Annotated in this window: 13 protein-coding genes; 10 read left to right on the top strand and 3 right to left on the bottom strand. The window is 50.3% G+C overall.

The genetic code is table 11. The annotated features are described in order from the left end of the window. The first annotated feature begins 23 nt into the window (after positions 1–23). Positions 24–1,268: an MFS transporter gene (locus AC6I1F_RS01000; protein WP_251569702.1), complete on the top strand. Its 1,245-nt coding sequence runs from the start codon at positions 24–26 to the stop codon at positions 1,266–1,268. A 172-nt stretch (positions 1,269–1,440) separates the two neighbouring features. Next, positions 1,441–2,130 carry a response regulator transcription factor gene (locus AC6I1F_RS00995; RefSeq protein WP_160334760.1) on the top strand — a complete coding sequence of 230 codons (690 nt, stop codon included), beginning with the start codon at positions 1,441–1,443 and terminating at the stop codon, positions 2,128–2,130. Between the two features lie 51 nt (positions 2,131–2,181). Here the strand turns inward: AC6I1F_RS00995 and moaC are convergent, their stop codons facing one another. Beyond that, the gene (gene moaC / locus AC6I1F_RS00990) at positions 2,182–2,661 is read right to left on the bottom strand and encodes a cyclic pyranopterin monophosphate synthase MoaC (protein ID WP_160334759.1); all 480 of its coding nucleotides are present in this window, start codon (positions 2,659–2,661) and stop codon (positions 2,182–2,184) included. Positions 2,662–2,763: 102 nt separating this feature from the next. On the opposite strand from moaC, the gene AC6I1F_RS00985 reads away from it, so the two are divergent. Continuing rightward, positions 2,764–4,245 (top strand): beta-barrel assembly-enhancing protease, encoded by a 1,482-nt coding sequence (locus AC6I1F_RS00985; RefSeq protein WP_160334758.1) that lies wholly within the window; start codon positions 2,764–2,766, stop codon positions 4,243–4,245. Positions 4,246–4,331: 86 nt separating this feature from the next. After that, positions 4,332–5,393, top strand: coding sequence for an NAD(P)/FAD-dependent oxidoreductase (locus AC6I1F_RS00980; RefSeq protein ID WP_237178719.1), 1,062 nt, complete (start codon positions 4,332–4,334; stop codon positions 5,391–5,393). A 64-nt stretch (positions 5,394–5,457) separates the two neighbouring features. Here the strand turns inward: AC6I1F_RS00980 and apbC are convergent, their stop codons facing one another. Continuing rightward, positions 5,458–6,531 (bottom strand): iron-sulfur cluster carrier protein ApbC, encoded by a 1,074-nt coding sequence (gene apbC / locus AC6I1F_RS00975; RefSeq protein WP_160334756.1) that lies wholly within the window; start codon positions 6,529–6,531, stop codon positions 5,458–5,460. Between the two features lie 170 nt (positions 6,532–6,701). Here apbC and metG point away from each other — a divergent pair, with 170 nt between their 5' ends. The 6 genes from metG to AC6I1F_RS00945 all read left to right on the top strand — a co-directional run bounded on the left by metG (position 6,702) and on the right by AC6I1F_RS00945 (position 15,278). Next, positions 6,702–8,846 carry a methionine--tRNA ligase gene (gene metG, locus AC6I1F_RS00970; protein ID WP_255453134.1) on the top strand — a complete coding sequence of 715 codons (2,145 nt, stop codon included), beginning with the start codon at positions 6,702–6,704 and terminating at the stop codon, positions 8,844–8,846. A 167-nt stretch (positions 8,847–9,013) separates the two neighbouring features. Beyond that, a complete protein-coding gene (locus AC6I1F_RS00965; RefSeq protein WP_289077170.1) occupies positions 9,014–10,762 on the top strand; it encodes a SulP family inorganic anion transporter in 1,749 nt (582 codons plus the stop codon). Positions 10,763–11,053: 291 nt separating this feature from the next. After that, on the top strand, positions 11,054–11,845 hold the full coding sequence (locus AC6I1F_RS00960) for a cyclic nucleotide-binding domain-containing protein (protein ID WP_289163526.1): 792 nt from the start codon (positions 11,054–11,056) through the stop codon (positions 11,843–11,845). Between the two features lie 300 nt (positions 11,846–12,145). Beyond that, positions 12,146–13,666 carry a flavocytochrome c gene (locus tag AC6I1F_RS00955; protein WP_251449872.1) on the top strand — a complete coding sequence of 507 codons (1,521 nt, stop codon included), beginning with the start codon at positions 12,146–12,148 and terminating at the stop codon, positions 13,664–13,666. A 58-nt stretch (positions 13,667–13,724) separates the two neighbouring features. After that, positions 13,725–14,084 (top strand): cytochrome c3 family protein, encoded by a 360-nt coding sequence (locus AC6I1F_RS00950; RefSeq protein WP_370455737.1) that lies wholly within the window; start codon positions 13,725–13,727, stop codon positions 14,082–14,084. A 36-nt stretch (positions 14,085–14,120) separates the two neighbouring features. Next, positions 14,121–15,278 (top strand): porin, encoded by a 1,158-nt coding sequence (locus tag AC6I1F_RS00945; protein WP_251569699.1) that lies wholly within the window; start codon positions 14,121–14,123, stop codon positions 15,276–15,278. A 73-nt stretch (positions 15,279–15,351) separates the two neighbouring features. Here the strand turns inward: AC6I1F_RS00945 and AC6I1F_RS00940 are convergent, their stop codons facing one another. Further along, positions 15,352–16,686: a ClC family H(+)/Cl(-) exchange transporter gene (locus tag AC6I1F_RS00940; RefSeq protein ID WP_290432515.1), complete on the bottom strand. Its 1,335-nt coding sequence runs from the start codon at positions 16,684–16,686 to the stop codon at positions 15,352–15,354. Positions 16,687–16,809 lie beyond the last annotated feature (123 nt).

Raw genomic sequence — 16,809 nt, 5'->3', positions numbered from 1 at the left:
GCTTCTTTTTTTGAAGGAGAGATATGCAGCAGATTCTAAAAATAATACTTTTCATGGGCCTTCTGCACTGCGGTTTCATCTCCTCACGCGTGATTACAACCCTTTACGCGCTTCACAACGGGCAGCCCGCCTGGATTGTCGGCGTGATTCTTTCGGTTTATGCGGCGGTCCCCGCGCTGATTTCGATTCATGTCGGCAAATGGATCGACCGCATCGGTGTCAAAATTCCGATCATTATCGCCTGTCTGCTCATATGCGTTGCCTGCGCCGTACCAATTTTCTTTCCTTACGAAACTTTCGGCATCAAACCGATCTATATCACCTGTCTGCTTGCAGGCACCGGCTTTGTCTTTGCGCTCATCAGCGGTCAGGGACTCATCGGGCACCTGACCACAAATAAAACCCGAGCCACGGGATTCACGTTTCAGTCCATGGCTTTTTCCGCCTCGGGCGCCGCCGGCCCGGTCATTGCCGGTTACCTGATTGATGAGAAGAATTACTACTGGGCCTACGGCGGAGCGCTCGGCTTTGCGCTTGCGGCTGCCTTAGTCTTTCTTCTGATTTCACGCGGACTGCCTTCGTCGCTGAACGCGAACAAGCAGAAAAAAGTCGAAAAACACAGCTTATTTGAGCTCTTTAAGCATCCCCTGATTCGAAACGTACTGCTCGCCTCCGCCCTAGTCTCAATGGCATGGGATCTTCAGGCCTTCATGATCCCGGTCTACGGAACGGAAATCGGTCTTGACGCGGTAGCGATCGGATGGCTGCTGAGCGTATTTTCCGTCTGCTCTTTTGCGGTTCGAGCCCTCATGCCGATTCTTTCGCACCACTTTAAAGAGTGGTCCATTATCATCTTCGTGCTCGTCTCTACCGGCGTCTCCTACCTGATATTTCCCTTCACAACTAGTTTGGCGGTCCTCTTTGTCCTCTGCGGATGGCTTGGCGCGTCTTTGGGCGCGTCTCAGCCCAACGTTCTCTCTCTGCTTCACCAAGTCACACCGGAGGAGAGAATCGGAGAGGCGATCGGTATACGAACCATGCTGATGAACTCAAGTCACACCGTTCTACCGCTTCTTTTTGGTTTTGGGGGCTCAGTTATCGGTGCCGCAGCCGCTTTTTGGTCTCTCGGCGCAACGATGATCCTCGGTGCATTCGGAATTCAGAGGTCCAACAAAAATATTGCTTCGGATCGCGGGATGCCGGATGAGGAAAAAGCAATAGAAAGATCACTAATTGATGCGAAAAAACAAAAAATACACCATAAATAGGTGATTTTTTCATGCCATAAAGTAATCACTTATGGTCATTTTGCATTTATCTCGTTACAATCAGTAATGAAAGCTGCGGGACTACATTGATTGTGAGCAAAACTTTAATTACAGCAGCAACTATTCATAAATAAGCTCTCGTTTGAAAGACAAGAGCTTGGAGGGTTTTATCTTGAACACAAGGGAGACAACCGTATTGATTGTTGAACCGGATCTTGATACGCAGCGTGTTTACCGCCAGCGTCTGATCCATGATCCGGGTATCCGTTTGATTGGCATCTGCTCCAGTATGGAATCCGCAACTTCCTTACTGCTTCAGACTCGCTGTGACATCCTTTTAACGGAGCTTAATCTGGGCCAGCGGGATGGTTTGGAATTAATTCACCAAGCTCATACCGAGTATCACATTCCGAATATCGCTGTTATTTCCAATCGTTCCAGTCCAAAAGATATTCTTGCCGCCATTGAAAACGGCGCTATCGGCTACATTGTCAAGACTGAGACTAATCTTCAGTCGATTGCTGACTATGTTCGTTCCATCATTGTCGGAGGAAGTCCGATCAGTCCTATCGCGGGGCGCGTTATTGTTAAGACGCTTCAAAACCGCATTGAAAACGAGCAGGTTTCTGAGATTCAGGGGATGCATTCCAGTTCAGTTCCGAATCCGCTATCGCCCAGAGAGACAGAAGTCCTCCATTTGCTTGGCCGAGGCATGAGCTTTGCTGACATCAGTAAAGTGCTGGGCATCTCCACGCACACTGTCACCGCCCACATCAAGAAGATTTACCGCAAGCTCAAAGTCCACTCGCGAGGCGAAGCGGTTTACCTCGCCTCTCAGATGGGCATTCTCTCGGATCGCTAAAGTGATTCGAAAAGGGACGGTTCAAACCGTCCCTTTTGCTTGTATTTTCAGCTAAGAAGCCGCGGTCCATTCTCCGCTCTTGCCGCCGCTTTTCTTCAAGAGGCGAATCCCGTCCATCTGCATTCCGCGGTCCACCGCCTTGAGCATGTCGTAAATCGTCAGCAGCCCGACCTGAACCGTAGTCAGCGCTTCCATCTCCACGCCGGTACGGCCTTTACATTCGCAAGTCGCAACACAGCGAATTCGACTTTCCTTTTCAAAGAGCTCAAATTCGACCTCGACATGCGTGAGTGCAATCGGATGACACAGCGGAATCAATTCCGGTGTTTTTTTCGAACCCATGATTGCCGCAATTCGGGCAACCGCCAGCACGTCGCCTTTCTTAGCCTTTCCCTGAGCGACCAGTTCAAAGGTTTCCGGCTTCATCGAGATCCATCCCTCGGCAACGCCGACTCGGCAGGTTACGTTTTTTTCACCCACATCAACCATGTGTGCGTCGCCCGATTCATTAAAGTGCGTCAAAGCAGACATTCGTTTCTTTCCTATTAAGAATTCGTTACAGCAAAAAAAATAATAACTGATATATTTTCTTTTAGATGTAAATAATAACGTCGCCAAAAATTCGGAGCTGACATGGTCGCTAAGCGCATAATTTCCTTACTTTTCGCATGTTCGATGGCCCTTGAGCCGGCTGCTCATGTCTATGCGCAAAACTATAACCTTCCTAATCTCGGCGCAGCCGGCGGCGCTACGCTCTCTCAGCTGCAGGAGCGTCAGCTTGGCGAGGAGATTATGAATGAGGTTCGCAGTGATCCGACCTATCTTGCCGATCCTGAAACCATGGAATATCTGAATCGGATCGGATACCGACTCGTCTCAGCCGGTCCCGGCTCCCCATACAGTTTTGAATTTTTCCCGATCCGCGACAGCTCAATCAACGCTTTCGCGCTCCCGGGCGGCTTTATTGCGGTCCACACCGGGCTTGTCACCGCGGCTTCTAACGAAAGCGAACTTGCTTCCGTACTCGCGCACGAAATCGGGCACGTTCAGCAGCGTCATATTGCCCGCATGCTGGAAAATCAAAAAGGCAACTGGGCCATGACGCTCGGTTCTATTTTGGTCGCAATTCTTGCCGCTCGAGCGGGCTCCGGGGACGGCGCAGCGGCTTCTGTCATCGGTGCGCAGGCCGCCATGGCGCAGAACTATCTTTCTTTTTCCCGCGACGCGGAAAGAGAAGCGGACCGTGTGGGTTTTAATTCGCTCGTTCGCGCAGGTTTTGATCCGAAAGGCATGGAGCAGTTCTTCGAGCGTCTTGACTTCAACAACCGCGCTTATGAGGGCGCGAGAGCCGCCCCTGCTTATTTAAGAACGCACCCGATGACCGTGGACCGTATGAGTGAAGCCCAGGTGCGCTCAAGAAGCGTTAGAGCGCAAAAGCACAAAGATTCTCTGGACTTTTATCTGATTCGCGCGCGTCTTCGCGTCCTACAGTCCAACCGTTATCAAGGCTGGTCCGATGCGATGGACTACTTCAAAGAAGAAGCAAAGACCGCAAAGGGCTATGAAGCGGCCGCCGTCCATTACGGCATGGCGGTCGCCGCGCAGCGCATGAAGAACCCGACGCTTGCGCTTCAGGAAATCGAAAAAGCGCGCCAGATGACGGGCGGAAATTCCGCGATCATCAATAAGCTGTACTCTGATCTTGTTTTTGAGTCTTCCCCGAACCAGCGCGCCCGTGGACTGCAGCTGGCGAAACAGGCTTATGAGAAAAGCCCGCTTTCAGCCATGCTCTTAGAAAACTATGCAAGTCTGCTGCTTCGAGATAAGAAATACAGCCAGGCCGTTGAGCTTATGCGAAAGCAGCACGCGATTTCCAAATCAACGGTCACCTATCAATCGATTCTCGGACGCGCCTATGAAGCGATGGGCAAACGAAGCCTAAGCCATCAGGCAATCGGCGAGATGTATGCGCTTCAGGGGCAGAAAGTTGCTGCCATTCAGCAGCTTACGCTCGCGCAGAAAGCCAATGATGCGGACTTCTATACCATGAGTGAAATTGACGCGCGTCTCAGAGAACTCAGAGCTGATGTTGAGTTTGATAAGAAACATCAGTAAACCAATTCACGATTTTAGAGCTGATTTTTAACATCATTTAGTGAGAAAATTTAACGATTCTCATTAAAAAGAAAAAAAGGTTGAAATTGACTGAAACACAGCAAATCACAAATCCGATCGAAACAGATGCCGTGATCATCGGTGCAGGTCCGGTCGGTCTTTTCCAGGTGTTTGAATTAGGGCTGCTGGAAATGAAAGCCCACGTGCTTGATTCTTTAAACCATCCGGGCGGACAGTGCGTTGAGCTGTACCCGGACAAACCGATTTACGATATTCCCGCAGTTCCGGTCTGTTCTGCTACCGAGTTAACAGAAAATCTGCTCAAGCAGATTGAACCGTTCAAGCCGGTTTTCCATTACGGTGAAGAGGCGCAGGTTCTGAAGAAACTTGAAGACGGCCGTCTCTACGTAAAGACTTCCAAAGGTACCGAGTTCCTTGCTAAAGCGGTGTTTATTGCTGCCGGCGTCGGAAGCTTCCAGTCAAGAACACTGAAAGTTCCGCACATTGAAAAATTTGAAGGATCACAGCTTCATTACCGCGTCAAAGATCCCTCCGTTTTTGAAGGAAAGAACATTGTCATCTGCGGCGGCGGAGACTCTGCCCTTGACTGGTGTCTGAATCTTGTCGGCAAAGCCGAGAGCGTCGTTCTGGTACACCGTCGGGACGGATTCAGAGCCGCGCCTGCTTCCGTCACAAAGATGAAAGAGCTGTGCGATCAGTGGGAAATGCAGTTTGAAGTCGGACAGGTCACCGGCTTTACGGAAGAAAACGGTAAGATGATCGAGGTTAAAGTTACCGGCGCTGATGGTGTGACACGTCGAGTTCCGATGGAACACCTGCTGGTCTTCTTTGGTCTGCAGCCTAAGCTCGGACCGATCGCAGACTGGGGTCTACAACTTGAAAGAAAGCAGATTGTGGTCGATACCGCTCGCTTTGAAACGAATATCCCGGGTGTTTTTGCTGTTGGCGACATCAACATCTATCCCGGCAAGAAAAAGCTCATCCTGTCGGGCTTCCATGAATGCGCGCTTGCCGCTTTTGCCGCAGCCGACTATGTATTCCCGGAAAAGCGTGTCCTTCTGCAGTACACAACCACCAGTCCGAAACTTCACAAAGTTCTCGGCGTTGAAACACCGCACTTTGATTAATCGGTGCTGAATGCAGCAACGGAGCCCTCGGGCTCCGTTATTTTTTTGTTGCTTTACTGATGCGTTAGGTATCAGAAATCTTGATCGACGGCATCTTTCGGCTGTAGTCCTTATTCTTCTTCGCTACCGCAATTGCCAGTTTACGGGCGATTTCACGATAGATCTGAGCGATCTTGCCTTCCGGTTCGGAAATCACAATCGGCTCGCCCTTATCCATGCTCAGGCGAATATTGATGTCGAGCGGCAGTTCTCCGAGCAGATCGACGCCATACTGCTTGGCCATTTTTTCCGCACCGCCCTCACCGAAGATGTGTTCTTCGTGGCCGCAGTTAGAACAAATATGCGTAGCCATATTTTCAATAATGCCAAGAATCGGCACGTTGACCTTTTCGAACATCACGAGACCCTTACGAGCATCCATCAGAGCGATGTCCTGAGGAGTTGTCACAACCACCGCACCGGTCAGCGGAACTTCCTGAGAAAGAGAAAGCTGGATATCTCCTGTTCCCGGAGGCATATCGACAATCAGATAATCCAGATCTTTCCAATTCGTCTGCTTCAGAAGCTGCTGCAGGGCGGATACGGCGAGCGGACCTCTCCAAATCATCGGCTGATCCGGATCGATCAGCACGCCGACAGAGGCAACCTGAAGACCGTGTCCGATCATCGGCTCCAGACTCTTTCCGTCAACCGAATACGGTTTATCGGTGATACTGAGCATCGTCGGCTGGCTCGGTCCGTATACATCCGCGTCCAGAAGACCGACTTTGGCACCTTCCTGCTGCAGGGCAAGCGCAAGGTTAGCGGAAACTGTACTCTTGCCTACGCCGCCTTTTCCGCTCGATACCGCAATGATATTTCTGACGTTGTCAAAAACCTTGACGCCGGGCTGCACCGAGTGCGCGATAATATTCTGACCGACATTGACATCAGCATCGATGCCGGCTTCCGTCAGTTTTGCTCTAACCATCGACGCAATGACGGGACCCTGTGTTTTGGCCGGATAGTCCAGCTCAATCTGAACCGTTGTTTTCCCGTTTTCCGTCGTCACTTTTTTCAAAGACTTGGACGCGACCAGATTCTTGCCTGTATTCGGGTCCACAACTTCTTTGAGAAGTTCTGTAATCTTTTCCTGCATTAAAACAACTCCGTTGTATTTTTACGCCGTCTAAACTATCACATCGGAACTGACTTGCATACCGTTCTCAGATAAATACTTACCAGGAAGTTCGGAACCACGAAAACAAAGTAAGAAATCCTCCGCGCATTGACTTATAGACGCTTTCTCCTTAATTCGGTCTGTTAAAATTGACGTTTGGTCTTTTTCAACATATGGAAAAAATATTCATGAGTAAACGCACCATTTTCCTGACGACCGCGCTTCCTTACGCAAACGGAAATTTTCACATCGGTCACATCATGGAATACATCATGGCCGATATTTGGGTTCGCCATCAGCGAATGCTCGGCAATACGGTTCATTTTGTGGGGGCTGACGACGCCCATGGCGCGCCAATCATGATTTCCGCTCAGAAGCAGGGCGTCACGCCGCAGGAGTACGTCGCGAAAATCGCGGCCGGAAGACCCCAGTACCTGAACGGCTTCTATATTAAATTTGACCACTGGCACAGCACCGACAGCAAAGAAAACACGGAACTTTCTCAGGAAATCTACCGCCGTTTGAAAGGCTGCGGGCTCATCTACAGCAGAGACATCGAGCAGTTCTACGATCCGGTCAGAGGAATGTTCCTTGCCGACCGCTACATTAAAGGAACCTGTCCGAAGTGCGGCGCGCCCGATCAGTACGGCGACTCCTGTGAAGTCTGCGGCGCTGTATATCAGCCGACAGAACTGGTCAATCCGTATTCTTCTCTTTCCGGCTGCAAGCCTGAACTCAGAAAATCCAAGCACTTCTTCTTCAAGCTTTCCGACCCGAGCTGTGTCGAATTCCTGAGAAGCTGGACCAAGGGAACCGCCACAGACGGAACTTCCCGCCTGCAGCCTCAGATCGTTGCCAAGACCGAAGAATGGCTCGGCAAAGACGGAGACTTGAATGACTGGGATATTTCCCGTGACGCACCTTATTTCGGCATTGAAATTCCGGATGAACCCGGCAAATATTTCTATGTCTGGCTGGACGCTCCGATCGGATATCTCGCCAGCCTGAAGTCCTACTGCGAATTAAAGGGCATTAATTTTGACGGACTGCTGGAATCGTCCACAACCGAACAAATTCACATTATCGGTAAGGATATTGCCTATTTCCATACGCTCTTCTGGCCCTCCATGCTGCACTTTGCAGGCAAACCTTTTAAAGTTCCGGATCATGTCTGGGCGCACGGCTTTGTCACGGTCAACGGTATGAAGATGAGCAAGAGCCGCGGTACCGGCCTCAACCCCCTGGTTTATCTGGATCTGGGTATGGATCCTGAATGGCTGCGCTATTACTTTGCCGCCAAGATCAATTCGAGGGTCGAGGACATCGACTTCACAACGCACGCATTTGTCACCATGGTGAATTCCAATCTGGTCGGCAAATACGTCAATATCGCAAGCCGCTCAAGCGGATTCCTTGTTAAGCGCTTTGAAGGCAAAGTCAGCGATAAAGCGATTGCGGAGAGCCCGTTGCTTCGCGAACTTAGAGAGCAGGCCGGCGCCATCAGCAAACTTTATGAAGATCGCGAATACAGCCGTGTTCTCAATACTGTTTTTGCGCTTGCCGATAAGACAAATGAATATGTCGACGCCGAGAAACCTTGGGAACTTGCTAAGAATCCGGAAGCATCCGAAAAGCTCCATGAGGTTGCTTCTGTCACACTCGAAGCGTTCAGACTGCTCACCATCTATCTCAAACCGATTCTTCCGAGAACCGCTGAAAACGTTGAGAACTTCCTCAATTGCGGAGAGCTGAGCTGGAATTCCATCTCTGCTCCGCTGAACAGCGCCGCAGCAATCTCTCCGTTCAAACATCTGATGCAGAGAGCCGATGAGAAAGTCGTTGATAAACTCTTTGAGCTCAGCAACAAGAACGCTCCGGCAAACACGGAACAAAAAGCGGAAGAGGTAAAGAGCGAAGCTGCATCCTCTGAAGACATGGTTTACGAGGAACTTGCCCCGACAATTACTTTTGATGATTTTGCAAAAGTTGACCTGCGTATCGGCAAGATTCTCAACTGCACCGCAGTGCCAAAGAGCAAGAAACTGCTCCAGCTTACGATTGACGTCGGCGAGGAAAAACCGAGAAATATCTTCTCGGGTATCGCGGCTTATTACAACCCCGAGGATTTGATTGGAAAACTCACACTTGTAGTTGCGAATTTAGCGCCGCGCAAGATGATGGGTTCAGTATCTGAGGGCATGCTGCTTTCCGCTTCCGACGGCTCTGACAAGCCGAACGGCCTGTATCTTCTCGAACCTTTCCCCGGCGCAAAACCCGGCATGAAAATCCATTAAAGCCTTCTGCTGAAAAAGACCGCGGGTTCTCACAGATCTGCGGTCTTTTTTGTTTACTTCAGCCTAAAAACGCTCATCGTACCGTTCTAAGGCGCATAATGACGAGGTCGAAAGACATTCCCGATTTCTATTTATTAATAAAAACAACTTTCTTTACCTATCTAAGCATGAGTGTCAGATCCCATATCGTGGAAGCGCTTCATAGTTTTCCAATTGCGAAGTTCCACCCGGCTTCTTTATCGCTGCTGCGTCACTATTCGTTTAACGAATTTACGAATGATTTATCCGCAGGTCTTACCGTCGGCGTTGTTGCGCTCCCGCTTGCGATGGCTTTTGCCATTGCTTCGGGCATGACACCGGAATCCGGTATTTATACTGCCATTATTGCCGGCTTCTTTATTTCCCTGCTCGGCGGCTGCCGAGTCCAGATCGGCGGCCCTGCCGGTGCCTTTATTGTTATTGTTTACGGCATCATCGCGCAGTACGGCGTGGGCAATCTGCTCATTGCGACCTTCTTTTCAGGAATATTCCTGTTCCTGATGGGGCTCTTTAAGATAGGCAGCTTCATCCGCTTTATTCCGGTCTCCATCGTGATCGGCTTCACAAACGGTATCGCTGTACTCATTGCGCTCTCGCAGGTGAAGGATTTTCTCGGTCTTAACATCGCCAAGATGCCGGCTGACTTTTTCCATCAGATCGAGACTCTGTGGGGTGCCATTGACACGGTCAATCCCTATGCGGTTGCAATGGGACTTCTTTCTCTTTTCATTGTCTTTATCTGGCCGCGTTCCTGGACGATCGGCGGGGCGCCCTGGCGCAGATGGCTTGCGCGTATTCCGAGTACTGTCGTCGTTTTGATCATCATGACTTCGGCCGTAACTTTCTTCAATCTTCCTGTTGAAACGATCGGCTCCAAATTCGGCGGTATTCCCCAAGGCCTTCCTGAATTCAAAATTCCTGAAATCTCTTGGGGTAATATAAAACAGCTCTTTACGCCTGCGCTCACTCTCGCACTGCTCGGCGCGATCGAGTCTTTGCTCTGCGCTCGTGTCGCTGACGCGATGATCGATGACCGGCATGATCCCAATCAGGAACTGATGGGACAGGGAATCGCCAACTGCATCGTGCCTTTCTTTGGAGGTCTTCCTTCAACCGGTACTATCGCAAGAACCGTCACCAATATTAAGAGCGGCGCCGTCTCTCCGGTCGCAGGCATGGTTCATAGCCTAACGCTGCTGATCATTATTCTGGTTGCAGCTCCTCTGGCGATGAACGTCCCGCTGTGCTCACTGTCCGCGATTCTGCTCTTCATGGCTTTTAATATGGGCAACTGGCACGAGTTTGTTCGACTCAGACAATTTACGCTTTCCTATAAAGCCACTCTGCTGCTGACCTTCTTCCTGACCGTTATTTTCGATCTGACAGTCGCGGTGGAAATCGGTCTGCTCTCGGCCGCGCTCTTCTTCCTTTACCGCATGAACACGCTTACCCGAGTGCTTCCGAAGACACTGCCCTTTGACGCTCCGAAGGAGATTGAGGCTTGGGTTATGGAAGGCGCGCTTTTCTTCGGCTCTGTATCAAAGCTTGAAATTGTCACGGACCCGAAGCATATCAATGCGCCGGACGCTCCCGATGTAGTTATCTTCGATTTCTCCGAACTGCTGTCAATCGATAACAGCGCGCTCGATATCATAGAGAATTTCCAGCGCAATCTGGTTAAGCATGAAAAGGTACTCATCATCGCCGGCGCAAGTGACCACCCGCTGCGGCAGATGCAGCGTCTGGGGCTGGCTCAGAAACTCGGCAAATTCCTGTGCCCGGATATGGACTCTGCCATACGGACTGCCTGCGATGTGATTCATAACAAGAAAACGCCCGCAGCCGACTCGAATGAGATACCGATTATCGAACGCTGACACCGACTGTTGAGGTACTAAGGCTCAGAGTTGCTCTGAGCCTTTTTTAGGTCTTGTCGACAGAATTTTCATTAGGCATTAATACCTAATGCATAGACCAAAGTGTATTAGTAGCCAAGCTTTAACTCATTAAGTAGACTATATCCAAACGGATTAATCCGACTCAAACTAAGAAAAATTATCTTTCTCACACTGACGAGGGAATCAATGGGGAACATTTCTGCTGAGTGGCTTTCAGCTTTGCACAGAAAAAGATTTTATGACATTGATATCAAAGACAAAGAGAATTCTGTGCCCATTGTCCCCTGGATCCATCCCCCGCTCAATCAGGACATCGTCAGACTGCTTATTAAAGTCGGCAAAAAAGTCTCTCTAAAACGTCAGGAAAAGCTTATCTCTCTCGGTCAAAGCATTCATCACCTCGCAGTTGTGACCAACGGTGTCACGGCCAGAAACTTCGGCAATCCGACAGTTGCCACAGAAAAAGCAGCGGCTATTTCTCCGGTGGGCCATCTGGCCTTAGGCAACCTCAATTTCTTTACCGGCAGACCTGCTTTCGGCCACTATTTCGCTCTGACCAATGCAGAAATCTACATCTGCGATCGTGAACTGATCATGCCGATACTCAAGACTGAACCGACTCTGCTGGCATCTCTGATTCGGCATTTCGAAAGCTGTGCGCTCTCTGATCGAATCGGTCTTGCCCTAATGGCATTCTCCCCGGTTGAGCAGCGTTTAAAGGCTTTTGCGATAAGCTGGGCTATCCATTTTGCAGACTCTTTCTATAAGGATGGGAAGATGTGGCTCAGAATGCCTGTCCCCCTGACGCGCAGCAACCGCTGTCTTGTCGCGAACGCATCTTCTGTATCAACAGATAATTATCTAAAAAAATGGAAGGACGAAGGCGTTTGGATTAGAGAGGGAGACTACATCACCTTCCCCGTCGATTTTTTTGAAGATGCGTATAAATGGATGAGGCATTCTGAAGAACAGAGCTCTTACACTTACGCAAGCAGCCTTAAAGAACTTTTTGAGTTAATGCCTCGTATACCTCAAACAATAAATCCGCTAGCATCTCTTTGATTTAAATAGTAATTTTTAATCTAAAAGCCCTGATTCCATTCAGGGCTTTTTCGTCATTGCCGCGCAATAAATCAGGTGGAAGGATCATCATTTCACCCATTTATATTCTTTGTTGAAATTCACATCATTGAAGCGACATTCAGACAATATTTGATAAAACTACCTAACTATTTAATAACATGCGCTAAGGGTTAATCATTAGGAGGGGAACTAAAACAGTTTAGTGGTCATGATTTCGGATGATTTTTAGAATGGATCCTGTAATTGCTTCATTCCCTTCAAACTACGGAGAACATAAACATGACCCTAACAAGACGCAATTTCCTTCGCTCCTCTGCCGTTTCTGCTGCCGCGATTGCCGGCGTCGGTGCTTCTCATGCAGCAGAACTTCCGAAAGGAGCCGAATGGAATGAAACTTGTTCACTTTTAGTCATCGGAACCGGGTTTGCCGGTCTTGGCGCTGCCCTTGAAAGCCATTATCTCGGCATGAAGGATATTCTTGTCGTTGACAAAATGCCTTCTGCAGGCGGCAACTCCATCATTAACGGCGGTGCCATCGCTGCTGCCGGTACCGACATGCAGGCTAAAGCCGGTATCAAAGACAACGCCGACCTTCTCTATTCAGATATTCTGAAAGCGGGCGGCGGTATCGCTCATGCAAACCTTGCACGCAGAATCGCTGACGAATCCGTTTCCAACTATGAATGGCTCCGCGATGAAGTTGGCGTAAACTTCAAAGCCGTTACTTACCATGGCGGTCACTCTGTACCCCGCAGTCATGCAGTCCAGGAAAACACCGGCGCCGGATTCATCAACCCGATGCTTGCCAAGTGCAAGGAATTCGGCATCAAGATCCAGCTTCGCACTATTGTTGATGATCTGATCGTTAACGATAAAGGCTGCGTTGTCGGCGTTAAAGCCCGCATCAACCATCGCTTCAATCGTCCTGACAGCGGCAAAGTTGTTTACATCCGCGCCACTAAGGGTGTTCTGATCGCATCCGGCGGCTTCAGCCAGAACGTTCGCATGCGCACAAGCCACGATCCTCGCCTCACCAAGGAATTCACTTCGACCAATCATCCCGGCGCAACCGGTGAAATGATTCAGGAAGCTCAGCAGGTCGGCGCAAATACCATTCATATGGACTGGATCCAGCTCGGCCCGTGGACCTCTCCGGACGAAAACGGCTTTGGTCTGGCTCCGCTCGCAGTTGAATCCATGGTTGGCTACGGCCCGATGATCAACCCGAAGACCAGCAAGCGCTTCATCAAAGAAACCGGCAACCGCAAAGTTCGCGCTGACGCTATCGTCGCCATCGGTGCCCCGGCCGTCATCTTCACGAATGAACAGAACTTCATGAACAAGGTTGTCGGCAAGAACATGAAGCAGGAACAGTTTGAGCAGGCCCTCAAGAACGGCGTTATCCGCAAGTTTGACGACCTCAAGAGCCTTGCTGAGTTCTATAAGCTTGATTATGCAGTTCTCGAAAAAGAAACTGAAAAATTCAACGGTTACATGAAGGCTAAGAAGGATCCGGAATTCGACTGCATGTTCTTCGATGACGGCGTGCCCAATGAAAAGGGCCCCTTCTATGCAATCCGTCTCTGGCCGCGTGTCCACCACACAATGGGCGGCATTGAAATCAATGAACAGGCCCAGGTTCTGAACGTCAAAGGCGAGCCGATCTCCGGTCTATACGCTGCCGGTGAAGCAACCGGAGGTGTCCACGGCATGGTCCGTCTCGGTACCGTTGCTGTTGCAGACTGCATTATCTTCGGCCGCATCGCTGCTCGCACAGCGAACAAGTGGGCCGGCTGCTAATCTAATCTAACCTTTCCGGAGACGTCCTTTCACGGAGTCTCCGGTTCGGAGACACATCTTGAGAACAAAAATAAATTTGGACTGCGCTACGGCGGCTGTCCTTAGCGCCGGGTTAATGTTCTTCGCCTCATTTGCTTTAGCTGCCAATCCTCCGATGGGCGCCGATCGTCATGTTGCAAAAGGAGTTACCTGCAACAGCTGTCACGGCGAAGACCTCAAGAACCCGAAATTCCCGGATGACGCAACCTGCACTCAATGCCACAACAAGGACGCATTAGCGGAAAAAACAAAGGAACTTCCGGGTGCCAATCCTCACAAAGCGCCTCATAACGGAGAATGCATCAACTGCCATCTCCAGCATGAGCCTCCTGAAAATTACTGCGCTCAGTGCCATAAATTTGACTTTAACGTCAAATAGCTTTGAGTGTTTATCAAATTCCAAAGAGATATCTCTATGAAACTTAGAACTCTTATGCCTGCAGTCTTGGCTGCATTCTCTACTACTGCCTTCGCAGCAAATGTTGAACTGTACGGTATTGTTGACGCTTATGTACAGGTCTATAACGGCGGCAACGGAACCGTTGTCGATCTCGGCAGCGGCGGTAAAGCCGGCTCCAGATGGGGTATTAAAGGAACCGAAAATCTCGGCGGCGGCAACTCCGTATTCTTCCGCTTAGAAAACGGCTTTATGCTTGATAACGGTACCAACAGTCCTGCGACTGGCGGCGACGGATACGCCTTCCAGCGTGAAACCGTTCTCGGCGTAAAAGGCGGCTGGGGTGCCCTTTCCTTCGGTCGTCAGTACACTCTCAACTTCGGCGGTATCGCTCAGTTTGACGCTTTCGGATGCAGCCTCGGCAGCACGATCAACAACTTTATGGCCCCGGCGCCTTATATCCCGAGCAATCATGTCTCAGGCATTAACGGTTTGTCCGGTATTGACAACATGACTCGCCGCGACAACTCAATTATTTATGAGTCCCCGAAATTCGGCGGTCTGGTGATGTCTGCGATGGTTTCTCTCGGTGAACAGAAGAAGCTGAATCGTGTGACTCAGGAACTGAGCAGTGAACAGTCCAACAAACTGGGCAACACCTATGCGGTGCAGGCGGTTTACCGCAGCGGCGCACTTGGCGTCGGACTGACTTACACCTATCAGAACCTTGCCGGCTTCGCGCCTAACAACTTCCGCACAATCAATGCGCATGAGTCCCTTTACAACCTTGGCGCCAGCTACGATTTCGGCGTCACAAAGCTGTACGGCAATCTTATTTACCGTCAGGGCTCCAAAGCGGTTGATCGCAACGCCAACCCAAATCTGATGGTATACAGCGTTTCCGCAAAGACACCTTTGATGGGCGGCTACCTCTTGAACGGCTTTGCCTTCCTCAAGAACAATACGACAGACGACTCCAATGCGTGGAACATCTCTGCTCGCTACGACTACCCGCTCAGCAAACGCTCCACCATTTACGGCGGCGCAGCGTACATGCATAACGACGACAACGTCAACTACACTATCAATGGCGGCGGCGGTTCTTCTTCTGCGCCCGACACCAAGATCGGCAAGAGCCCGTGGACGGTTTTTGTGGGTCTGAGCCATGCGTTCTAACCCGCTTTAAAGTCTAAGTTCTCCTTGTAAACTTAAAGGCCTCTTTCAGCACATTGAAAGAGGCCTTTTTTCTTTATGAAAGATCTTTTGGAATCGGTGCCGGACCAAGGACCTTAACACCTTTTTCCTCCAGGGCTTTGACCTCGGGAATACGAAGCCTCAGAGCGGTATATACCGGCATGCTCTTCAGCGCCTGAGAGGTAAAGAACGCAAGCGCTGAAGTAATCATCATGGGAAGCGTCAGATCCCAGCAGGCCGTCATTTCCAGAATCAGAAGCACCCCGGTAATCGGCGCACAAATTGTCGAGGCGAAGAACGCGCTCATTCCTACGGCGCAGAAAGCCATCGGATTCAGATTGAGGCCGAACAGATTAAGTATCCAGATGAAGAACTGACCTAGTATGCCGCCCATCAGGAGCAAGGGCGAGAAAAGTCCGCCCGGTACTCCGGTTGAATAACAAAGCGGAGCGAAGAACCAACGAATCAGGCCGATGGCGAGGATGGTCATGATCGGGAAAGAGTAATTGAGCATCTGCTGAGCAAGCAGGTCTCCGCCGCCGGAAAGACCCGGAGCAAAATAAACCAAAGCCGCAACCACTACTCCGACTAAAGCCGCTTTAACCTCCGGAAGAAGCGAAGAAAAATACTTATTGGCGTCCAGAAGCCAAAGAACCAGCTTGTTATAGAGCGGGCCCATCGCGCCCATAAATACACCAAAGCAGATATAGGCGGCAGCCTCCTTAAAATTAGGAAGCGCGAATGCTCGAGAGATCACATGATAATCCGGCTGCATGCCGAGAATGGTCATGGAAACCGTACAACCCGCAAACGCGCAGATCAGCGTTGGGATGACCAAATTCATACGAATGTCCTTGGTCACTTCCTCAAAGGTAAACATAGATCCGCCAAGCGGAGAAGAAAACGCCACACCCAGGCCGGTGCCGGCCGAAGCGATCGTGAGAAAACGCAGCTCTTCAGGCGTAAATTTCAGCCATCGGCCAAGGGTCGCTCCAAGAGCAGCTCCCATCTGAACGGTCGGACCTTCACGTCCGAGAGCCATACCGCTGCCAAGTGTCAGCAGGCCGCCGATAAACTTCACAAACACGACACGAAGTCTTGCCGGCTCCACTTCCTGACGCCATGCCGCTTCAACATATTGAATACCGCTGCCGCCTGCGGTCGGGGCAAATCGTACCAGAGCCCTGCCAATCACAGCTGCTCCGACACAGATCAGGAGAATGAGACAGAACCCTTCAAAAAATCCGATTTGATGCGCCCATGCGGATAAATACAGCCTAAGATGGTCCGCTCGATGAAGAAAGACCTGAAAATAGCCGCCCACAAAACCGGTCAGAACACCGGCAATTAAACATACGAAATAGAACCAGCACGTGCGCAGCAAACTCACGGTGACCTCCTAAAATTTTTTTCTGAGCGCAGGATCCCCGCGCTCGCTGTCTCTTTTTCTGTAGCTTAATAAGCTTTAGGAGGTCAGCCGCCTGAAGCGTCACAAAATGAGAATACCCTTTCC

Source organism: Parasutterella sp. St.1A3 (assembly GCF_059728705.1).
This window is presented reverse-complemented; position numbering and strand designations above follow the sequence as displayed.